14 protein-coding genes are annotated in these 18,219 nt (G+C 69.2%); 8 read left to right on the plus strand and 6 right to left on the minus strand.

Annotation, left to right across the window (positions count from 1 at the left end):
• Window positions 1–978 (minus strand): PHA/PHB synthase family protein (locus MFF07_RS12925; RefSeq protein ID WP_373322337.1); only part of this gene is annotated, 978 nt, incomplete at its 3' end.
• Window positions 979–1,112: 134 nt separating this feature from the next.
• On the opposite strand from MFF07_RS12925, the gene MFF07_RS12930 reads away from it, so the two are divergent.
• Complete coding sequence (locus tag MFF07_RS12930) at window positions 1,113–1,472, plus strand: hypothetical protein (RefSeq protein ID WP_147818449.1); 360 nt, start codon at window positions 1,113–1,115, stop codon at window positions 1,470–1,472.
• Between the two features lie 161 nt (window positions 1,473–1,633).
• On the plus strand, window positions 1,634–2,854 hold the full coding sequence (locus MFF07_RS12935) for an LL-diaminopimelate aminotransferase (protein WP_147818456.1): 1,221 nt from the start codon (window positions 1,634–1,636) through the stop codon (window positions 2,852–2,854).
• 268 nt (window positions 2,855–3,122) lie between these two features.
• On the opposite strand, the gene MFF07_RS12940 is transcribed toward MFF07_RS12935, so the two are convergent.
• A complete protein-coding gene (locus tag MFF07_RS12940) occupies window positions 3,123–4,286 on the minus strand; it encodes an AI-2E family transporter (RefSeq protein WP_238232141.1) in 1,164 nt (387 codons plus the stop codon).
• A gap of 69 nt (window positions 4,287–4,355) precedes the next feature.
• On the minus strand, window positions 4,356–4,829 hold the full coding sequence (locus tag MFF07_RS12945) for a molybdenum cofactor biosynthesis protein MoaE (RefSeq protein WP_147818447.1): 474 nt from the start codon (window positions 4,827–4,829) through the stop codon (window positions 4,356–4,358).
• A 108-nt stretch (window positions 4,830–4,937) separates the two neighbouring features.
• Here MFF07_RS12945 and MFF07_RS12950 point away from each other — a divergent pair, with 108 nt between their 5' ends.
• Complete coding sequence (locus MFF07_RS12950) at window positions 4,938–5,960, plus strand: gamma carbonic anhydrase family protein (RefSeq protein WP_147818446.1); 1,023 nt, start codon at window positions 4,938–4,940, stop codon at window positions 5,958–5,960.
• Window positions 5,961–6,135: 175 nt separating this feature from the next.
• On the opposite strand, the gene MFF07_RS12955 is transcribed toward MFF07_RS12950, so the two are convergent.
• Complete coding sequence (locus MFF07_RS12955) at window positions 6,136–6,756, minus strand: TetR/AcrR family transcriptional regulator (protein ID WP_238232143.1); 621 nt, start codon at window positions 6,754–6,756, stop codon at window positions 6,136–6,138.
• 336 nt (window positions 6,757–7,092) lie between these two features.
• Between MFF07_RS12955 and MFF07_RS12960 the strand changes: the two genes are divergently transcribed.
• The 4 genes from MFF07_RS12960 (at window position 7,093) to MFF07_RS12975 (ending at window position 13,448) form a co-directional block, all read left to right on the plus strand.
• Entirely contained in the window at window positions 7,093–10,512 is a 3,420-nt protein-coding gene (locus MFF07_RS12960; protein WP_147818444.1) for an acyl-[ACP]--phospholipid O-acyltransferase, read from the plus strand.
• A 145-nt stretch (window positions 10,513–10,657) separates the two neighbouring features.
• Window positions 10,658–11,236 (plus strand): PadR family transcriptional regulator, encoded by a 579-nt coding sequence (locus MFF07_RS12965; RefSeq protein WP_147818443.1) that lies wholly within the window; start codon window positions 10,658–10,660, stop codon window positions 11,234–11,236.
• A gap of 171 nt (window positions 11,237–11,407) precedes the next feature.
• On the plus strand, window positions 11,408–12,718 hold the full coding sequence (locus MFF07_RS12970) for an AmpG family muropeptide MFS transporter (protein WP_147818442.1): 1,311 nt from the start codon (window positions 11,408–11,410) through the stop codon (window positions 12,716–12,718).
• A 43-nt stretch (window positions 12,719–12,761) separates the two neighbouring features.
• A complete protein-coding gene (locus MFF07_RS12975) occupies window positions 12,762–13,448 on the plus strand; it encodes a DsbA family protein (RefSeq protein WP_238232146.1) in 687 nt (228 codons plus the stop codon).
• Between the two features lie 31 nt (window positions 13,449–13,479).
• On the opposite strand, the gene MFF07_RS12980 is transcribed toward MFF07_RS12975, so the two are convergent.
• Window positions 13,480–14,403, minus strand: coding sequence for a peptidylprolyl isomerase (locus MFF07_RS12980; RefSeq protein WP_147818440.1), 924 nt, complete (start codon window positions 14,401–14,403; stop codon window positions 13,480–13,482).
• Window positions 14,404–14,678: 275 nt separating this feature from the next.
• Complete coding sequence (locus tag MFF07_RS12985; protein WP_238232147.1) at window positions 14,679–16,271, minus strand: L,D-transpeptidase family protein; 1,593 nt, start codon at window positions 16,269–16,271, stop codon at window positions 14,679–14,681.
• 398 nt (window positions 16,272–16,669) lie between these two features.
• Here MFF07_RS12985 and zwf point away from each other — a divergent pair, with 398 nt between their 5' ends.
• Window positions 16,670–18,148, plus strand: a complete 1,479-nt coding sequence (gene zwf / locus MFF07_RS12990; protein WP_147820452.1) for a glucose-6-phosphate dehydrogenase — start codon at window positions 16,670–16,672, stop codon at window positions 18,146–18,148.
• Window positions 18,149–18,219: the final 71 nt, after the last annotated feature.

Raw genomic sequence — 18,219 nt, forward strand, 5'->3', positions numbered from 1 at the left:
GCCGGTGGCGATGCCGATCTGGTCGATCGCCGTCTCGATGCCCTCGCGCATGTAGGACTCGAAGTCCTTGTCGCGGTGGCGCTCGTCGGGATTGACCCAGGAGATCACGAAGACCGTCAGCCCCTGGGAGACCATCCAGCCGATCAGGCTCTTCGTCGGATTGAGGTCGAGGATGTAGAACTTGTTGATCCAGGGCGGCACGATCAGGAACGGGCGCTTGAGCACCGTCTCGGTCTTCGGCGCGTACTGGAGCAGCTCCATCAGGTCGTTGCGGTAGACGACCTCGCCCGGCGTCACTGCGACATCCACACCGAAGGTGAACGCGGTCACGTCGGTCTGGCGCACGCGCAACTCGCCGCCGCCGGCCTCGATGTCCTCGGCCAGCATCTTGAGGCCGCGCACGAGGTTCTCGCCGTTCTCCGCCAGCGTGTGCCGCAGGAGCTCGGGGTTGGTCATCACGAAGTTCGAGGGCGAGTAGGCCGCCAGGATCTGGCGCAGGTAGAATTCGGCCTTGTGGCGGGTGCGCGCGTCGATACCCTCGGCGTTCTCGACGAGGCCTTCGGCCCAGCGCGCCGTGATGAGATAGCTCTGCTTGATGAAGTCGAAGACCGGGTTCGTCGTCCATTCCGGGTCGGCGAAGCGCTTGTCCTTCGGATCGGTGGCGATGGCGGGCGCCGGGGCCTCGCCCTGCATCCGGCTCCAGGTCGAACCCCACAGGGCCATGAAGGCCTCGGAGAGCTGGGCCTGCGCCGCCATCGCCCGCTGCGGATCGCTCATCCAGGTCTCGGCGACCTTGCCCAGCGTGCGGGTGATGTCGCCCATCTCGTCGGAGGGGTTGGCGTTGCCGCGCCCGTTCGCCTTGCCCTCCAGCGGCGCGAGATAGCTCGCCGACATGCGCCCGAACCCCTCGGCCAGGGCCGCGGCGTTGCGGGAGATCGCTTCCAGATCCGGTTGGACCGGCTTCGGAACGTCCGACACGCGTTTGATCCTCCCTGATCGGCTCTCTCCCGCCTCTTGGACGACCAAGCGGCGGTGGGCCTCGTTTCGGACAAATTAGCGCTTCACCCGAACATGTCGCCAGTCCGCCGGACAATGTCCAGATCGCGCAGCCCATGCTTTCGCCCAGACTCTTCGGACTTCTCGCCCTGAGCCTGCCTATCCTGGGCGCGGCGGGCTGCTCCGGCGACGTGAATCCGATGAAGGAGGCCTTCGTCGGCGCCGGATACGGGCCGAAGAAGGTCGACGCGCCGGACTTCGTCGAGACCTCCCGCCGCACCGACCGGACCTACATGCCGGTCGGCCAGGACGAGCCGAAACGCGCGATCCGCGCCCGCTCCTCCGAGGCCCAGAAGAGCCTCGAAGCGGATCTCGAGGGCGCACGCACCCGCAACGAGGCGCGCGGCAGGACGGCGGAGGGCGCGGCCAAGGGCATCGCCAAGGGACTCAAGCCGGCCGAGCTTCCACCCGAGTAGCGCCGCGGCACCCGCGCCACACGCGACATTCGAAAAGCGGTGGTTGCAGGCTTTCGGAGTCGGCGTGGGCGAACGTCGATGGTATGAGACGCGATTCACCGCCGCTCGCGAAAGGCGGGCTCCCGCTGGGAGGCCCGCGCGCCCCGGACGCCAAGAACGCCATGACCGATTTTCACCGCATCAAGCGCCTGCCCCCTTACGTCTTCGAGCAGGTCAACCGGATCAAGGCGCAGGCCCGCGCCAACGGCGCCGACATCATCGATCTCGGCATGGGCAACCCCGACCTCGACGCCCCCAAGCACGTCATCGCCAAGCTCTGCGAGACGGCCGGTCGCCCGCGCACCGACCGCTACTCGGCCTCCAAGGGCATTGCCGGGCTTCGGCGGGCCCAGGCCGGCTACTACCAGCGCCGCTTCGGCGTGAGCCTGAACCCCGATACGCAGGTCGTGGCGACGCTCGGCTCCAAGGAGGGCTTCGCCAACATGGCGCAGGCGATCACCGCGCCGGGCGACGTGGTGATCGTGCCGAACCCGAGCTACCCGATCCACGCCTTCGGCTTCCTGATGGCCGGCGGCGTCGTCCGCTCCGTTCCCGCCGAGCCGACGCCCGCGATGTTCCCGATCCTGGAACGCGCGATGCTGCATTCGATCCCGAAGCCCGTGGCGCTCGTGGTCTGCTACCCGTCGAACCCGACGGCCTATGTCGCGACCCTCGATTTCTACACGGAGCTCGTCGCCTTCGCGAAGAAGCACGAAATCATCCTGCTCTCCGACCTCGCCTATGCCGAGGTCTATTTCGACGACAAGGCACCCCCGCCCTCGGTGCTGCAGGTGCCCGGCGCCATCGACGTGACGGTGGAGTTCACCTCGCTCTCGAAGACCTATTCGATGGCCGGCTGGCGCATGGGCTTCGCGGTGGGCAACGAGCGCCTGCTCGCGGCGCTGACGCGGGTGAAGTCCTACCTCGATTACGGCGCCTTCACGCCGATCCAGGTCGCGGCCACCGCCGCACTGAACGGCCCGGACGACTGCATCAAGGAGATGCGTGCGATCTACAAGAAGCGCCGCGACGCGCTGGTCGAGTCCTTCGGCAAGGCCGGCTGGGTGATCCCGCCGCCCCAGGCCTCGATGTTTGCCTGGGTGCCGATCCCGGAGAAGTACAAGCCGCTGGGCAGCCTCGAATTCTCGAAGCTCCTGCTGGAGAAGTCGGACGTCGCGGTCGCTCCCGGCATCGGCTTCGGCGAGCACGGCGACGACTACGTCCGCATCGCGCTGGTCGAGAACGAGCAACGCATCCGCCAGGCCGCCCGCAACGTCCGACGCTTCTTCGATACCGCGGACAAGACGCTGCACAACGTGGTGCCGCTGCAGAAGGCGGTGTGAGCTAGCGCCCGCCCTCTCCCCGCACGCGGGGAGAGGGCCACGGACCCCTTGTCGGGTCCGTGGCAAGCGGAGGCGAAGCCGAAGCGAAGGTGAGGGGGCGACTCCGGAAGAGGTTTATCCGGCACCGCCCCCTCACCTTCGGCTGCCGCCTCGCCGTGCCCCGGCAAGGGGCACGGCCCTCTCCCCGCAAGCGGGGCGAGGGGATGCAAGCAACCCGAACAGACAATCTTGAGAGTAGGTCTTGCTGAGAGCGGGTCTCGGCGGAGGCTCACGCCCCCGCCTCCTCCCCCAGCGTCTCTTCGATGTAGAGCTGCGCCAGCAGCACCTTGATCACCGCCATCAGCGGCAGGGCCAGGGCGATACCCCACAGGCCGAACAGCACGCCGAGCAGGAGCTGCCCCGCAAAGATCGTGGCGGGGGGGATGTCGAGGGCGCGCTTCTGGATGAACGGCGTGAGGCCGTAGCTCTCCAGGGTCTGCACCGCGAGATAGACGCCAAGCGCCCCGAGCAGCGCATTGACGCCCGAGGCGAGGCTGGCGAGCAGGATGACCACGCCGGCCAGGAGCGGGCCGACGGTGGGGATGAAGGCGAGCAGCCCCGCCTGCAAGCCGAGGATCAGCGAGCCGCCGATGCCGAGGAAGGCGAGACCGCCCCAGGTGCAGAGGAAGATTACCGCCATGGTGATGAGCTGGCCGAACAGCCAGTGCCGCAGCGTCTCGCCCATGCCGTCGAGCACCTGGCCGCCGCGCTCGCGCCGGTGCGGCGGCAGGAAGCGCACCACGCCGTTGCGGTAGCTGCCGGGATCGGCCGCCACCGAGACACCGAGGAAGACGATCACCAGGCCGTTGCCCAGCGCGTTGAACAGTTCGAGCAGGACGGTCGCCGCCGGGCCGAGCACGCTGCCGGCATCCGACAGCAGCGAGCCGGGGCTCTTCAGCGCGCCTGAGGCGAAGCCGCTGAGGCCGCCCTTCGGCTCGTCGTCGCCTTTCGGCTTCGGCTGCCCGGCCTCACCGGTCCCCTGCAGGGCTTCGAGCTTGTCGAGGCTGACGCCGTGATCCTTGAGCCAGTCGCGGATGGTGCCCGACTGGTTCTGGATGGTCTGGCCGAGCTCGCGCCCCTGCTGCGCGATGGTGGCGCCGCCGACTGCGCTCATGCCGACGAGGAAACCGGCAACGGCGAGGCTCGCGATCAGCAGGCGCAGGGCGCGCGGGATCGGCAGGACGTATTTGAGGCCGCGGGTGAGCCCGTCGAGGAAAACGCCGAGAAGGACGCCGGCGAAGATCAGCAGCAGCGTCGCCGAGGCGAGCCAGCACAGCGCGAGCAGCGCCACGAAGGCCACGACCGCGATGCCCGAGCCGACCAGCGGGCGTGCGCCGCGCCAGGGGCCGACAGGGCCGTCAGCCGTCTTCACGCCGGATTCCTGGATCCCCATGGGCCTGCATACGCCTTCCGCCGGTCACGCCGGCGCGGGCGGCATGGACGCAAATCGGGCGCGCGTCCATCATCCCTCCGACGCCGGCTGCGACCATCCCTCCGCAGCCTTGGCATCGTGCTCTGTCGCCTCGACCCAGCCGCCGGTGGTGCCGTCGGCGAGGTGCTCGCGCTTCCAGAAGGGCGCGCGCGCCTTGAGGTAGTCCATCAGGAAGCTCGCCGCCGCGAAGGCCGCCGTGCGATGCGCCGAGGCGGTGACGACGAGCACGATGCCTTCGCCCGGCCGGATCAGGCCGTGGCGGTGGATCACGCGGACGGCCTGGATCGGCCAGCGCCCCTCGGCCTCTTCGACCACGCGCTCGATCTCGGCCTCGGCCATGCCGGGATAGTGCTCGAGTTCGAGCGCCCGGAGCCGGCCGTTCTCGTCGCGACAGAGGCCCGTGAAGCTCACCACGGCCCCGGCGCGGCCGTTCGTCGAGGACTCGATCGCCGCGAGTTCGGTGGCGACGTCGAAGGGATCCGGCCGGATGCTGACGCGGCTCATGCTGTCCTCGAAACGCGGCTGCGGGATACCGCTCCCGTGCATGCGCCTATATGTCTGCGCTCGGTCTGCAGTGCCATGCGCCCGGACCCAGACTCAAGGACGCTTCTCGTGACGCCCGACCTGATCCTCCCCTACGACGGCGTGCTGCCGACCTTTTCCGCCCGGCCGGTCTGGTGCGGCACGGGCAGTACGGTGATCGGCACGGCGGCGATCGGCGCGCAGGCCTGGCTCGGCGACGACAGCGTGATCCGCGCCGACGGCCAGACCGTCACCGTCGGCGACCGCTTCTGGCTCGGCACCCGCTCCACGGTCCACATCGCCACCGACACCCTGGCGACGGTCGTCGGCGACCGGGTAACGGTGGGCCGCAACGCCGTGGTCCATGCCTGCACGGTGGGCTCGGACGTGGTGATCGAGGACGACGTGATCGTGCTCGACGGGTCGGTGGTCGGAGACGGCGTGCTGATCGAGGCGGGGGCCACGGTGTTTCCGCGCTCGACGCTCGAGGCCGGCCACGTCTATGCCGGCAGCCCGGCCAAGCGCCAGCGCCCGATCACACGCGAGGAGATCGCCGAGCGCGCCGAGCGCCTGCGCGAAGCGGCGGCCACGTCGCCCGCGCCGACCGTGGGCGATGCGCCGGAGACGGAGGAGACGGTGTTCGTCGCCCGCACCGCGCGGCTCTCGGGCCGGATCCTGCTCGGAGCCGGATCGAGCGTGCTGTTTTCCTGCGCCCTCGAAGCCGAGGTCGGGCCAATCGTGGTCGGGGCCGACACCAACATCCAGGACAACACGGTGATCCGCACCCGCGGCGAGGGCGTGGTGATCGGGCGCGACACCACCATCGCCCACAACGTGCGCATGGCCGATTGCCGCATCGGTGCCCGCAGCCTCGTCGGCATCGGCTGCGTGATCGCGCCGGGCACGGTCGTCGCCGACGACGTCCTGCTCGCGGGCGGCGCCACCACCGATCCGGGCCAACTCCTCGACAGCGGCCACCTCTGGGGCGGCCGCCCCGCCCGCATCCTCGCCCCACTCGACGCGGGCAAGCGCACGATGATGGCGAAGATCGTCGAGGGGTATTGCGCGCACGGGCGCGAGTATCGGCAGCTGCAGGCGGGCGAGGTGGTGTAACCCCACTTACCGGCCCTCATGCTGAGGAGCCGCAGCGTAGCGGAGGCCTCAAAGCACCCCTGCCCCTATCCGTGCATCGCTTCGCCATTGGATCGGCGTTCAGGGGTCCTTCGAGCCTGCTGCGCAGCATCTCGGGATGAAGAGGGGAGTGGTTGCCGGAGGCTGGCTTCCTCCCTCACATCGGTCCCGTAACATCCCCCAAAAACCGCCCCACCAGCATCCGCGCCAGCACCCGCGGCGAGTCCGGCACCAGCACCGCGAGCTTGTTCGAGGTCGAGAGCGAGGCGATGCCGTGCAGGCCGGCCCAGAGGGTCGCGACGGCCTGCCGGCGTTCGGTCGCGTCGGGCAGGAGCTGCTGCAGCACCGTGTCGACGAGGCCGGTCGCCTGCGACAGGGCCTCGGCGTACCAATCGGGAAACGGTACGTCGGGGGCGGCGACATGCTCGAACACGAGGCTCCAGACCCGCGGGTCCGCGGTGACGAAGACGAGGTATGCGTCCGCCAGCGCCAGCGCATTGTCTCGCGGTGGCTGTGCCGGATCGATCGCACCTTCGAGCGTCGCGCAGAGGCGGCGGAAGGTGCGGGCGTTGACCCGCAGGATCACCTGATCGAGGTCGCCGACCGCGTTGTAGATCGAGTTCGGCGCGTAGCCGATCGCCGCCGCGAGCCGGCGCATCCCGAGCCCGCGAAAGCCCTCGTTGCGCACGAGGCTCTCGGCCGCCTGGGCGACCATCTCGATAAAGCCTTCGCGGTCGTGCTCGCCCCGCGGTCCCGCGGCCCGTTTGCCCTGTCCCATGCCGTCTCCTCGATGTTGGCGTGGCCGCATCGTCTTCACGCGAATTGGCGGCCACTCCGCTCGAAAATGCGCTCGCAGCGTAGAAGAACCGCGCAACAACAGAACCTTAGGACCTGCCGGCGCATCCTGCGGAATGGCTGTCCGGCGTGCGGCGACGCACGCATCGGGCGGGATAGATTGCACGACGTGCAAGATCAAGTTGCCGGCCGCGCCGAACCGCGTATTTTGAACAACGTGCAAACTATCTGACGGCCCGATCGCAGGGCGCGTCGGACAGGCTGGATTTGACGCCCAAGCTATCGCCGGGCAGTCATGGGCCAGCCGGGAGAGAGGTCCATGTTCGCTTCCCTGATGACGACGCGGCGGTTCGCACCGCTGTTCTGGTGCCAGTTCTTCTCGGCCTTCAACGACAACTTCCTCAAGAACGCGCTCGCGTTGCTGATCCTGTTCAAGGTCGGCGAGACCGGCACCGATCCGGGCCATGGCGGGATTCTGGTCACGCTGGCGAGCGCCGTGTTCATCGGCCCGTTCTTCGTGCTGTCGGGCCTCGGCGGCCAGCTCGCCGACCGCTACGACAAGGCGGTCCTGGCCAAGCGCCTGAAGTTCGCCGAGATCTTCGCCGCGTTGCTCTCGGTGCTCGGCTTCTGGCTGCAATCGGTGCCGCTGCTGTTCGCCTCGCTCGGCACCTTCGGCATCATCGCGGCGCTGTTCGGCCCGATCAAATACGGCATCCTGCCCGATCACCTGAAGCGCGAAGAACTCACCGCCGGCAACGCGCTGGTCGAGGCCGCGACCTTTTTGGCGATCCTGCTCGGCACCATCACCGCCGGCCTCGCCATGGCGATGGGCGGCCACGCCCTGGGGCTCGGCGCCGGGCTGATGACGTTTGCGATCCTGTGCTGGCTCGCCGCCCGCCAGATCCCGCGCACCGGCGAGGGCGACCCGACCCTCAAGGTCGACGCCAACATCGCCCGTTCCACGGTCGGGCTACTGCGCGACCTCTGGTCCGACACGCGGCTCTGGCGCGGCTCGATCATCGTGAGCTGGTTCTGGCTCGTCGGCGTGGTGGTGCTCTCGCTGCTGCCGGTGCTGGTGCGCCAGACGCTCAACGGCACCGAGATCGTCGCCACCACGCTGCTCGCGGTCTTCTCCATCGGCATTGCGATCGGTTCGGCCCTGGCCTCGTGGCTGGCGAGCGGCCGCATCGTCCTGCTGCCGACGCCGGTCGGCGCGATCCTGATGGGCCTGTTCGGCCTCGACCTCGCCTGGACCGTCTCCCAGGCGGTGCCGGCCGTGGGCGAACCGATCGGCGCGCTCGCCTTCCTCTCCGACCCGACCGGTATCCGTCTGCTTGTCGACTTCGCCGGCCTCGCCATCGCCGGCGGCCTCTACATCGTGCCGTCCTTCGCCGCCGTGCAGGCCTGGACGCCGAAGGAGAAGCGCGCCCGGGTCATCGGCGCCGTCAACGTGATCACCGCCGCCTTCATGGTCGGCGGCACCCTGGCGCTGGCCGCGCTCCAGGCGGCCGGCCTCACGATGGGGCAGCTCTTCGCCCTCATCGCGGTGCTGAACCTCGTCGTCGGCGTGATCGTGTTCAAGATCATGCCGACGAGCCCGTTCCGCGACTTCCTGTCGATCTTTTTCCGGGCTTTCTACCGCCTCGAGGTGAAGGGCCTGGAGAACGTCGAGAAGGCCGGGCCGAACGCCATTATCGCGCTGAACCACGTCTCGTTCCTCGACGCGCCGCTGGCCCTCTCGCTGCTCGACCAGGAGCCGGTCTTCGCCATCGACCACGGTATCGCCCAGCGCTGGTGGGTGAAGCCGTTCCTGAGGGTCACCAAGGCGATGCCCCTCGACCCGACCCGGCCGCTCGCCACCCGCACCCTGATCAACGCGGTGAAGAACGGCGAGACGCTGATCATCTTCCCCGAAGGACGCCTCACCGTCACCGGCAGCCTGATGAAGGTCTATGACGGCGCCGGCCTGATCGCCGACAAGTCCGGTGCCATGGTGGTGCCGGTGAAGATCGACGGCCCGGAACAGACCATCTTCTCGCGGCTCTCGCGCCTGCAGGTGCGCCGCCGCTGGTGGCCGAAGGTCACCGTGACGATCATGGAACCGGTGAAGCTCGCGGTCGATCCGGAGCTGAAAGGCAAGAACCGCCGCCGCGCCGCAGGCGCTGCCCTCTACGACATCATGTCGGACCTGATGTTCGAGACCACGAACATCGACCGCTCGGTGATGTCGGCCTTGATCGAGGCGGGCGACCGCCACGGTTGGCGCCGCGTCGCGCTCGAAGACCCGGTCACCGGCACGATGAGCTATGCGCGCCTCGTAATGGGCGCCAACATCCTCGGCCGCAAGCTGATGCCGCTCGCTGCCGAGGGCAAGACCATCGGGCTGATGCTACCGAACGCCAACGGCGCGGCCGTCACCTTCTTCGCGCTCGCCAGCGCCGGCCGCGTGCCGGCGATGATCAACTTCTCCGCCGGCTCCGCCAACGTGCTCTCGGCCTGCAAGGCGGCGCAGGTCGACACCATCGTCACCTCCCGCGCCTTCATCGAGAAGGGGCGGCTCGGGAGCCTGATCGAGGGGCTCGCGGGCAAGGTGAAGCTCGTCTATCTCGAGGACGTGCGCGCCACGGTCACCACCGGCGACAAGCTCAGGGGCCTGATCGCGCCCCGCAAGCCGCTGGTGAAGCGCAAGGGCTCCGACCCGGTCGCGGTGCTATTCACCTCCGGCAGCGAAGGCACGCCGAAGGGCGTGGTGCTCGCCCACCGCAACATGCTGGCGAACACCGCCCAGGCTGCCGCGCGCATCGATTTCGGCCGCACCGACAAGGTCTTCAACGTCCTGCCGGTGTTCCACGCCTTCGGGCTGACGGCGGGGCTGGTGCTGCCGCTGGTCTCCGGCGTGCCGGTCTATCTCTACCCGTCGCCGCTGCATTACCGGATCGTGCCGGAGCTGATCTACGGCTCGAACGCCACGTATCTCTTCGGCACCGACACCTTCCTCACCGGCTACGCCAAGGCCGCCCACCCCTACGACCTGCGCTCGCTGCGCTACGTCGTGGCCGGTGCCGAGAAGGTGAAGGATTCGACCCGCAAGACCTGGAGCGAGAAGTTCGGCCTGCGCATCCTGGAGGGCTACGGCGTCAGCGAGTGCGGGCCGGTGGTCGCGCTCAACACGCCGATGTTCAACCGCTTCGGCACGGTTGGCCGCATCCTGCCTGGCATCGAGACGCGGCTGGAGAGCGTGCCCGGCATCGAGGAGGGCGGCCGGCTCTCGGTGAAGGGGCCGAACATCATGCTCGGCTATTACCGCGCCGAGAAGCCCGGCGTGCTCGAACCGCCGCCGGGCGGCTGGCACGACACCGGCGACATCGTCGCGATCGATGCCGAGGGGTTCGTCACGATCAAGGGCCGCGCCAAGCGCTTCGCCAAGATCGCCGGCGAGATGATCTCGCTCGCCACCGTCGAGACCCTCGCGGCCGAACTCTGGCCGGACGCCCCGAGCGCGGTGGCCGCCGTGCCCGATGCCCGTAAGGGCGAGCGGCTGATCCTGTTCACCGAGGCCAAGGGCGCGACGCGGCCGGCCTATCAGGCCTTCGCCAAGTCGAAGGGTGCGCCCGAACTCGCGGTGCCGGCGGAGGTCGTGGTCCTCGAAAAACTGCCGATGCTCGGCAGCGGCAAGGTCGACCAGGTCGGCGTGACCAAGCTCGCGAAGGAGCGCTCCGAGACCTCGCAGGCGGCCTGAGCGCCGGAGCGATCCGTCGATCCCCGAAACCCGGCTCGCAGCGCGCGAGCCGGGTTTTTTCGTGCCGATATGAGGACGCTTGAAATTCGATCGTATTTCGATATATCTAATATATCGACATATCGAAACATGATCGGAAGGCATCATGCATCCCCGTTTCCAAGACCCCCGCCAGGATTGGTACTTCGCCCGCCACCAGCACGACGACGACCGTCCCTTCGGCGGTCCGACCCGTCACCGCGGCCCCGGGCGGCACGGCGGTCCCGGCCGCTTCTTCGGCCACGGCGACCTCCGCCTCGTCGTGCTCAACCTGATCGCGGAGAAGCCCTGCTACGGCTACGAGATCATCAAGGCGATCGAGGAGCGCGTGGGCGGCGCCTACAGCCCGAGCCCGGGCACGATCTACCCGACGCTGACCATGCTGCAGGACCTCGGCCACGTGACCGTCAGCGACGGCGACGGCGCCAAGAAGCTGCACACCATCACCGCCGAGGGCCGCGCCTATCTCGACGCGCACCGCCCGACCCTCGACGCGCTCATGGAACGCATGGACGAATCCGGTCGCCGGCACGGCGGCGGCCCCGCTCCGCAGATCGTGCGGGCGATGGAGAACCTGAAGCTGGCGCTGCGCCTGCGCCTGTCGCGCGGACCGCTCGACGAAGAGCAGATCAACGCGGTGGCTGCGGCGATCGACATGGCCGCTACGACGCTGGAGCAGGTGTGAGGGGGCACTAAGTTGCCGGCTGAAGACATCCGAACGACGCTTGGCAACCGTGCTTTCTGGCGCGGTTGCCGTCTGGTCGGGGCTTGACCGCACCGCCGAAATCCTCATGCAGGCGGCCGACGCGGCCTCGGCATCCCAGGGTCCCGCGCACGGATGCGAGGCCCTAACCGCATGCAGGCTCCCGCGATCGAAGCCGCGCCGCGCCGTGCGTCGTTCCTGACGCCGCTGTTCCGGGACCGCCGGATCGCCGCCGGGCTGTTTCTCGGCATCGGCTCGGGGATGGCCTTTCCGCTGATCTACGCGACGCAATCGGTCTGGCTGACGCGGGCCGGGGTGCCGATCGAGACGATCGGCTGGCTGTTCGGGCTGACCTTTCCCTACAAGCTCAAGTTCCTCTGGGCGCCGTTCCTGGAGCGCTACGACGCGCCGCTACTCGGCGCCTGGCTCGGGCGGCGGCGGGGCTGGATCCTGCTGGCGCAGGTCGGTGTCGCGGCATCGCTCGCGGGAATCGCCTTCGGTGATCCCGAGCACTGGCTCGGCTGGACCATCGCGTTCTCGCTCGCCCTCGGCGTCGCCGGGTCGACGCAGGACATCACCGTCGACGGCTGGCGCATCGCCGTGGTGGCGAAGGCGGAGCTTCCGCTGATGTCGTCCTGGTCGGAGATGGGCTGGCGCGTCGGCTCGCTGATCGCGGGCGCGGGCGCGCTGCTCGTCGCGGGCGAGCACGGCTGGAAGGCGGCCTACCTCGTCATGGCGGCGCTGATGCTGCCGAGCATGATCGCCGCCTGGATCGCTCCCGAGCCCGAATCCGACACGCGCGCCGCGCATGCGCCGATGAGTTTCGCCGCGACGATCTGGGCGCCGATCAAGGACCTGCTCGACCGCCTCGGGCCGCTTGGCATCCCGATCCTGATCATGATCGCCGGCTTCCGCATGCCCGGCTACGTCTCCACCGCGATGGCGAATCCGCTCTTCGTGACGCTGCACTACTCGGACGTCGACATCGCCACGGTGGTGAAGGTCTACGGGTTCTGGCTCGGCCTCGGCGCGACCTTTTTGGGCGGCTGGCTGATCCCGCGCGTCGGCATCATGCCGACGCTGCTGTTCGGCACCGTGTTCGGCTCCGCGGCGCATCTCGCGCTGGCCTATCTGGCACTCTACGGCGACCACAACGACGGCGCCTACTGGACCTTCGTGGTCGCGGTCGGGATCGAATCCTTCGCCTATGCCTTCGCCTCGATCGTGCTGATCACCTACATGTCGACGCTGACCTCGGACGCGCACGCGGCGAGCCAGTTCGCGTTGATGACCTCCCTGGTGGCGCTGCCGGGCAACCTGCTGGCGATGACCTCGGGCGTCGCGGTCAAGGCGCTCGGCTTCGCCTGGTTCTTCGTCGGCACCTCGGTGATCGGCATCCCCGTCGCGCTGCTCTGTGCCTGGATCTGGTGGCGGCAGAGCCGCGAGCCTCGGCCAGCTGGCTGATCCAGCCGAACTTCAGCCATCCTCCCGGCTTACGCGAGTGCCCATGACTCTCGACCGCCGCCGCTTCCTCGCCGCCACCGCCGCCCTCGGCCTCGCCGGGCCGGCCCTCGCCCAGAGCTACGGTCAGACCTACAAGGTCGACAACGACGACGGCCGGCCGATCGCTAACATGCGCCTGCCGGGGGAGATCACCGGCCAGATCGCCGAGCTGAAGGGCGTGACCTATATCGGCCCGCGCGATGCCGAGGTCGTGCTCTACGAGTTCTTCGACTACAACTGCCCCTATTGCCGGCAGGCCGCCGCCGACATCGCCGCACTCGCCGCCAGCGACCCGTCGCTGCGCATCGGCCTCGTCAACAACCCGATCCTCTCGCCGATGTCGGCCCAGGCCGCCAAGGTGGCGCTCGCCGTCCAGCGCAAGCTCGGCTCGGCCGCGGCCTTCAAGGTCTACGGGCAACTCCTCGGCACGCCCGGCAAGATCGACGGCCTCAAGGCCCTCGAGGTCGCCGCCAGGGCCGGCGTACCCCGTGCCGAGTTGGAGAGCATCGGCGACAGCGAGGAGATCCGGCAGGCCCTGAGCGCGCAGATGCACGTCGCGGCCAACCTGGGTCTCACCGCCACGCCGTCCTACGTGCTGGGCAATACCGGCATGCTCGGCCATCCCGGCCCGAAGGCGCTCGCGCGCATGATCGCGGCGATGCGGCGCTGCGACCAGATCGCCTGCGGATAGGCGATCTGGCGCGTCCAGGCGTCCGGTTGGACTACTTCTTCGAACCATCCGTCGGCGGCAGCACCGGAGCCGGCGCGGTCGGCGCGGCATCCGTACGCTCGACCTTCGCCGCCTCGCGCAGCTTCAGGATCACGTCCTGCTGGGCCTTGCGGGTGATGTACTGGTCGACCTGCTCCTTCATCTCGTCGAAGCTCGGCACCGGCTTGGTGCGCTTCTCCTCGAGCTTGATCACGTGCCAGCCGAACTGGGTCTTGACCGGATCGGAGACCTGGCCGGGGCTCATCTTGAAGGCGGCCTCGGCGAAGGGGGCCACCATGCGCTCCTTGGTGAACCAGCCGAGATCGCCGCCCTCGGCCTTCGAGCCCGGATCCTTCGAGGTCTCGCCGGCAACCTTGGCGAAGTCCTCGCCGCCCTTCACACGCGCGGCGATCTTCTTGGCGTCGGCCTCGTTGTCGACGAGGATGTGCCGGGCGTGGACCTCCTCCTCGGGCTTCAGCGCCTTGACGGTCTGGTCGTAGAGGGCCTTCGCGGCGTCCGGCGTCACCGCCTTCTTGGCCTCCTGCTCCAGGAAGTCGTCGAGTAGCAGCTTGTCGCGGAAATAGGCGAGCTTGCGCTTGAACTCCGGCGACTCGCCGACCTTCGCGGCGTCGGCCGCCTGGGCGCCGACGCGCAGGTCGATCATGTAGTCGACGAGCAGGCCCTTCTTGCCGGCTTCGTCGACGCCGGGAAGCGACAGCGCCGGGTCCTCGCCCGCGATGTTGAGGTCGCCCTGGGTGATCGGGGCGCCGTTGACCTTGGCGATCACCGTGTCGGGCGAGGTTTTCGCCGCCGGTGCTGCCGCTGCCGCTGCCGGAGCCGACGGCGTGGCGCTGGTCTCCTGGGCGAGCGCGGCGCCGGGCAGCGCGAGCGACAGGGCGAGCGCGCTCGGGCGCAGGAGGCGAAACAGCATCGTCATGAAAGCGGTCTGTCCTTGGGCGACGCCGCGTCGGGCCGGCTCTGACGGCTGGCTCTCGCAAACGACGTGAAGAAGCGGCCTACGGCCGCGGGCAACGGCCGACACGTGGAATCTCGCCGCGCCAAACGCAAGCGTCGCCGTTCCGATCGTGGCCGATGCCGCTCTTAGGAAGTGCCGAAGATGTGATCCGGCGGCGTCGCCTCCGGTGAAGGCAGCCGGCTGCAACGGTTCAGGTCCAGGCATGACGGCCGTCGAGAACCGATCCGATGCCGCGATCAGCCCCGCGGGCCGACGAGCCCCGGCGGCATGAATTCGGGCTCGCGAATGGCCGGCCGCGCGACCGGCGGCCGGCGGGCCGCCTCCGGCTTCGATGCAGGGGCCGGCGCGGCCGGCTTGGCGCGGACGGTAGGGCGCGCCGCCGGCACGAGGTCGGCGGTGGTCGGCACGGCCTGTCCGGCGCGGGCCGGCTTGATGACAGGGCGCGGGGTGATCGAGCCGGTGGTGACGACGTCGGTGGCCGCCGACGGGGCCGGCGTGCCGGGCATGTCCAACCCGTAGATGTCGTCGCGAAAATGCGCGCGGCCGTCCGGCGTGGCGTAGCCGGTGAGGTAGACGAAGGTGACCGGCACCGGCTTCACCAGCTTGATGTCGCGCTTCTCGCCGGTGGCGATGCCGCTCTCGATCTCGATCGGACCCCAGGTCGAGCCGGCGCCGTTCGGTCCCTCGGTGCCCTGCAGCAGCCAGGCCGCGAATTCCTTGACCTGCCCGACGCGGACGCAGCCGTGGGAATGGAAGCGGACGTTGCCGGCAAACAGCGACTTCGAGGGCGTGTCGTGCATGTAGACGGCAAACTTGTTCGGCATGTCGATTCGGACTTGGCCGAGCGAGTTGTCGAAGCCGGAATCCTGCCGCAGCATGTAGTTGACCGCCTTCTCGCCGCTCCAGTCGAAGGTCGTGGAATCGACCTCGACGCCGCCGGGGCCGAGCATGCGGATGTGGTTCTTGGCGAGATAGCCCGGGTTCTTGCGCATCGTCGGGATGATCTCGTTCTTGATCACCGAGACGGGCAGGGTCCAGGTCGGGTTGAGGTTGACGTCGGTGACGCGGGTCTCGACCGAGGGCGTCGCCTTGTCGGGCTTGCCGACGACGGCGACGTAGCGGCGGGCGACGCCGCCGTTCTCCACCGCCTCGACGGTCGCCGAGGGGATGTTCACGACGACGTAGCGCTCGCCGAAGGGAAACTTCGAGCCGATCAGCCGCTCGGCCGAGGCCGCGAGCTGGCGCTGGCGCACGCTGGCCGGGACGTTCAGCGCGGCGACGGTGAGACGCTGGACGAGGCCCGATTCCGGCAGGCCGTGGCGGGCCTGGAAGGCTTTCACCGCCGTCACCAGCGTCTCGTCGTAGAGGTCGGAATGCGTGGCGTTCGCCGCGAGGTCGCCGGTCATGACGAGGTGGCCGCGCAAGGCCGCTATGGCCGGGTTGCGGTCGCCCGGCTTCAGGCTGGTGCCGGCCGGGACCGGGCTCCAGCCGCCGGCCTCGGCGAGCACCTTGTAGTGTTCGGCCATGCGCATGGTGGCGAGAAAGGTTGCTGGCGCCAGCGTCGGCGTCGGGTCCTCCGAGACTTTGGCGAAGACGGTCGCCGGCAGTTCTCGCGATTTTTTGGGCGTTTGGGGCTGCGCGGTCTGGACGGCCGGCGGTGAGGCGGCGGGTGCCGGCTCCTGCGACGTGGGCTGGACCGAGAGTGGCAGCGGCGCGGCCGCTGGCCGCGCGTCCTGCGCGGGCTCGGCGATGGCGACGCCCATCAGCAGGAGCACCGTGATCGGCGCGAGCGCCGTGGCACGGCTGGGGGTGTGGTGACGCAACAACATCGCCGGCCTCGATTGGGTCGTGGGAGGACGATGCGCGTGGATGGTTACCATTCTCCTCATCCGCCGCCCGGCCGGGTGCGGATCGGCACGCCGCCGGTCGATGGCTCCGTGCGTAGCGATCCGGGGTGCGTCCCGGCATCGGTGGGTCTACAAGGCCCGCGTCGCTCCGGTGCCGCGTGCGGGACCGAACGTCCGGCGGGTCAGGGTTTTACGCCCTCGGGTGTCCTTCCCGGCCCGCTGCCGCCGGGGCCTCGCTGCCCGCCATGCGCCGCTCGCGCGCAGCAGGCTCCCGAGAGGCACGGGCGTTGCGAAGGCCATGGCCCGGAGGATAGGGTCGCGCGCCGCGGCCCGGCCCGACCGGATCGCCGCGACGCCGCAAGTCCACGGGAGCTTAGCCTTTGGCCACCATCATCCCCGTCGCCTCCTTCGACTACGTGGTGTTCGGCGCAACCGGCGACCTGACCCGGCGCAAGCTGCTGCCCGCCCTGTACTATCGGTTCCGCGACGGCCAGATCCCCGGCTCGAGCCGCATCATCGGAGCCTCGCGCACGGAGCTGTCGACCGAGGCCTTTCGCGATCGGGCACGGGAGGCCCTGCGCGAGTTCGTGCCCTCGCATCATCTCGACGAGGCCTCGCTCACGAGCTTCGTCGACCACGTGCAGTACGTCGCGGTCGACGCCCTCGGCGACGACGGCTGGGACGAACTGAAGGCGCTGCTCGACGAGCGGCCCGACCAGATCCGGCCGTTCTACCTCGCTACCTCGCCCGACCTCTACGGTGCGATCTGCCGGAACATCGAGCGCTGCGGCCTCGTCGGCGAGAAGACCCGCGTGGTGCTGGAGAAGCCGATCGGCAAGGACCTGAAATCCGCCCAGGCCATCAACGACAGCGTCGGGGCGGTCTTCCCCGAGAGCCAGATCTTCCGGATCGACCATTATCTCGGCAAGGAGACGGTGCAGAACCTGCTGGCTCTGCGCTTCGCCAACACCATCTTCGAGCGGCTCTGGAACGCCGACGTCATCGACCACGTCCAGATCACGGTGGGCGAGACGGTCGGCGTCGAGGGCCGCGGCGGCTATTACGACACCTCCGGCGCGCTGCGCGACATGGTGCAGAACCACATCCTGCAGCTGCTCTGCCTGACCGCCATGGAGAGCCCGCTCTCGCTCGACGCCAACTCGGTGCGCGACGAGAAGCTGAAGGTGCTGCGCGCCCTCAAGCCCATCACCCCGGCGGACGTGCAGGCGGTCACGGTGCGCGGCCAGTACGCGGCGGGCGCGGTCGCGGGCAAGAGCGTCCCGAGCTACCAGACCGACCTCGGCGGCGATTCCACCAGCCGCACCGAGACCTTCGTCGCCCTGAAGCTCGAGGTGCGCTCCGCCCGCTGGGCCGGGGTGCCGTTCTACCTGCGTACCGGCAAGCGCCTGCCGAGCAAGCATTCCGAGATCGTGGTGCAGTTCCGCGCTTCGCCGTTCTCGATCTTCCCCGACGAGGCCTTCGGGCGCGAGCCGAACCGGCTCGTGATCCGGCTGCAGCCGGAGGAGGGCATGAAGCTCGAGGTGATGACCAAGGATCCCGGCCCCGGCGGCATGCGCCTGAGGCCGACCAACCTCGACATCTCCTTCGAGGAGACCTTCAAGCAGCGCTATCCCGATTCCTACGAGCGCCTGCTGATGGACGTGGTGCGCGGCAACGCCACCCTGTTCATGCGCCGCGACGAGGTCGAGGCCGCCTGGGAATGGGCCGACAGGCTGCTCCAGGCCTGGGCCGACCGTCCCGAGCCGCCGCGCCCCTACGCCGCGGGAAGCTGGGGGCCGACCGCTGCGATCGCCCTGATCGAGCGCGACGGGCGCACCTGGCACGAAGAGATCCGCTGACCCGGCGGCAATCGTTCGTCCTGCATGTTTCGCCCCGCAGGCCGTCGCGGACCGGCGCCGTTTCGACGGAC

Origin of the sequence: Methylobacterium thuringiense (assembly GCF_022179645.1) — a bacterium.
GTDB lineage: Bacteria > Pseudomonadota > Alphaproteobacteria > Rhizobiales > Beijerinckiaceae > Methylobacterium > Methylobacterium thuringiense.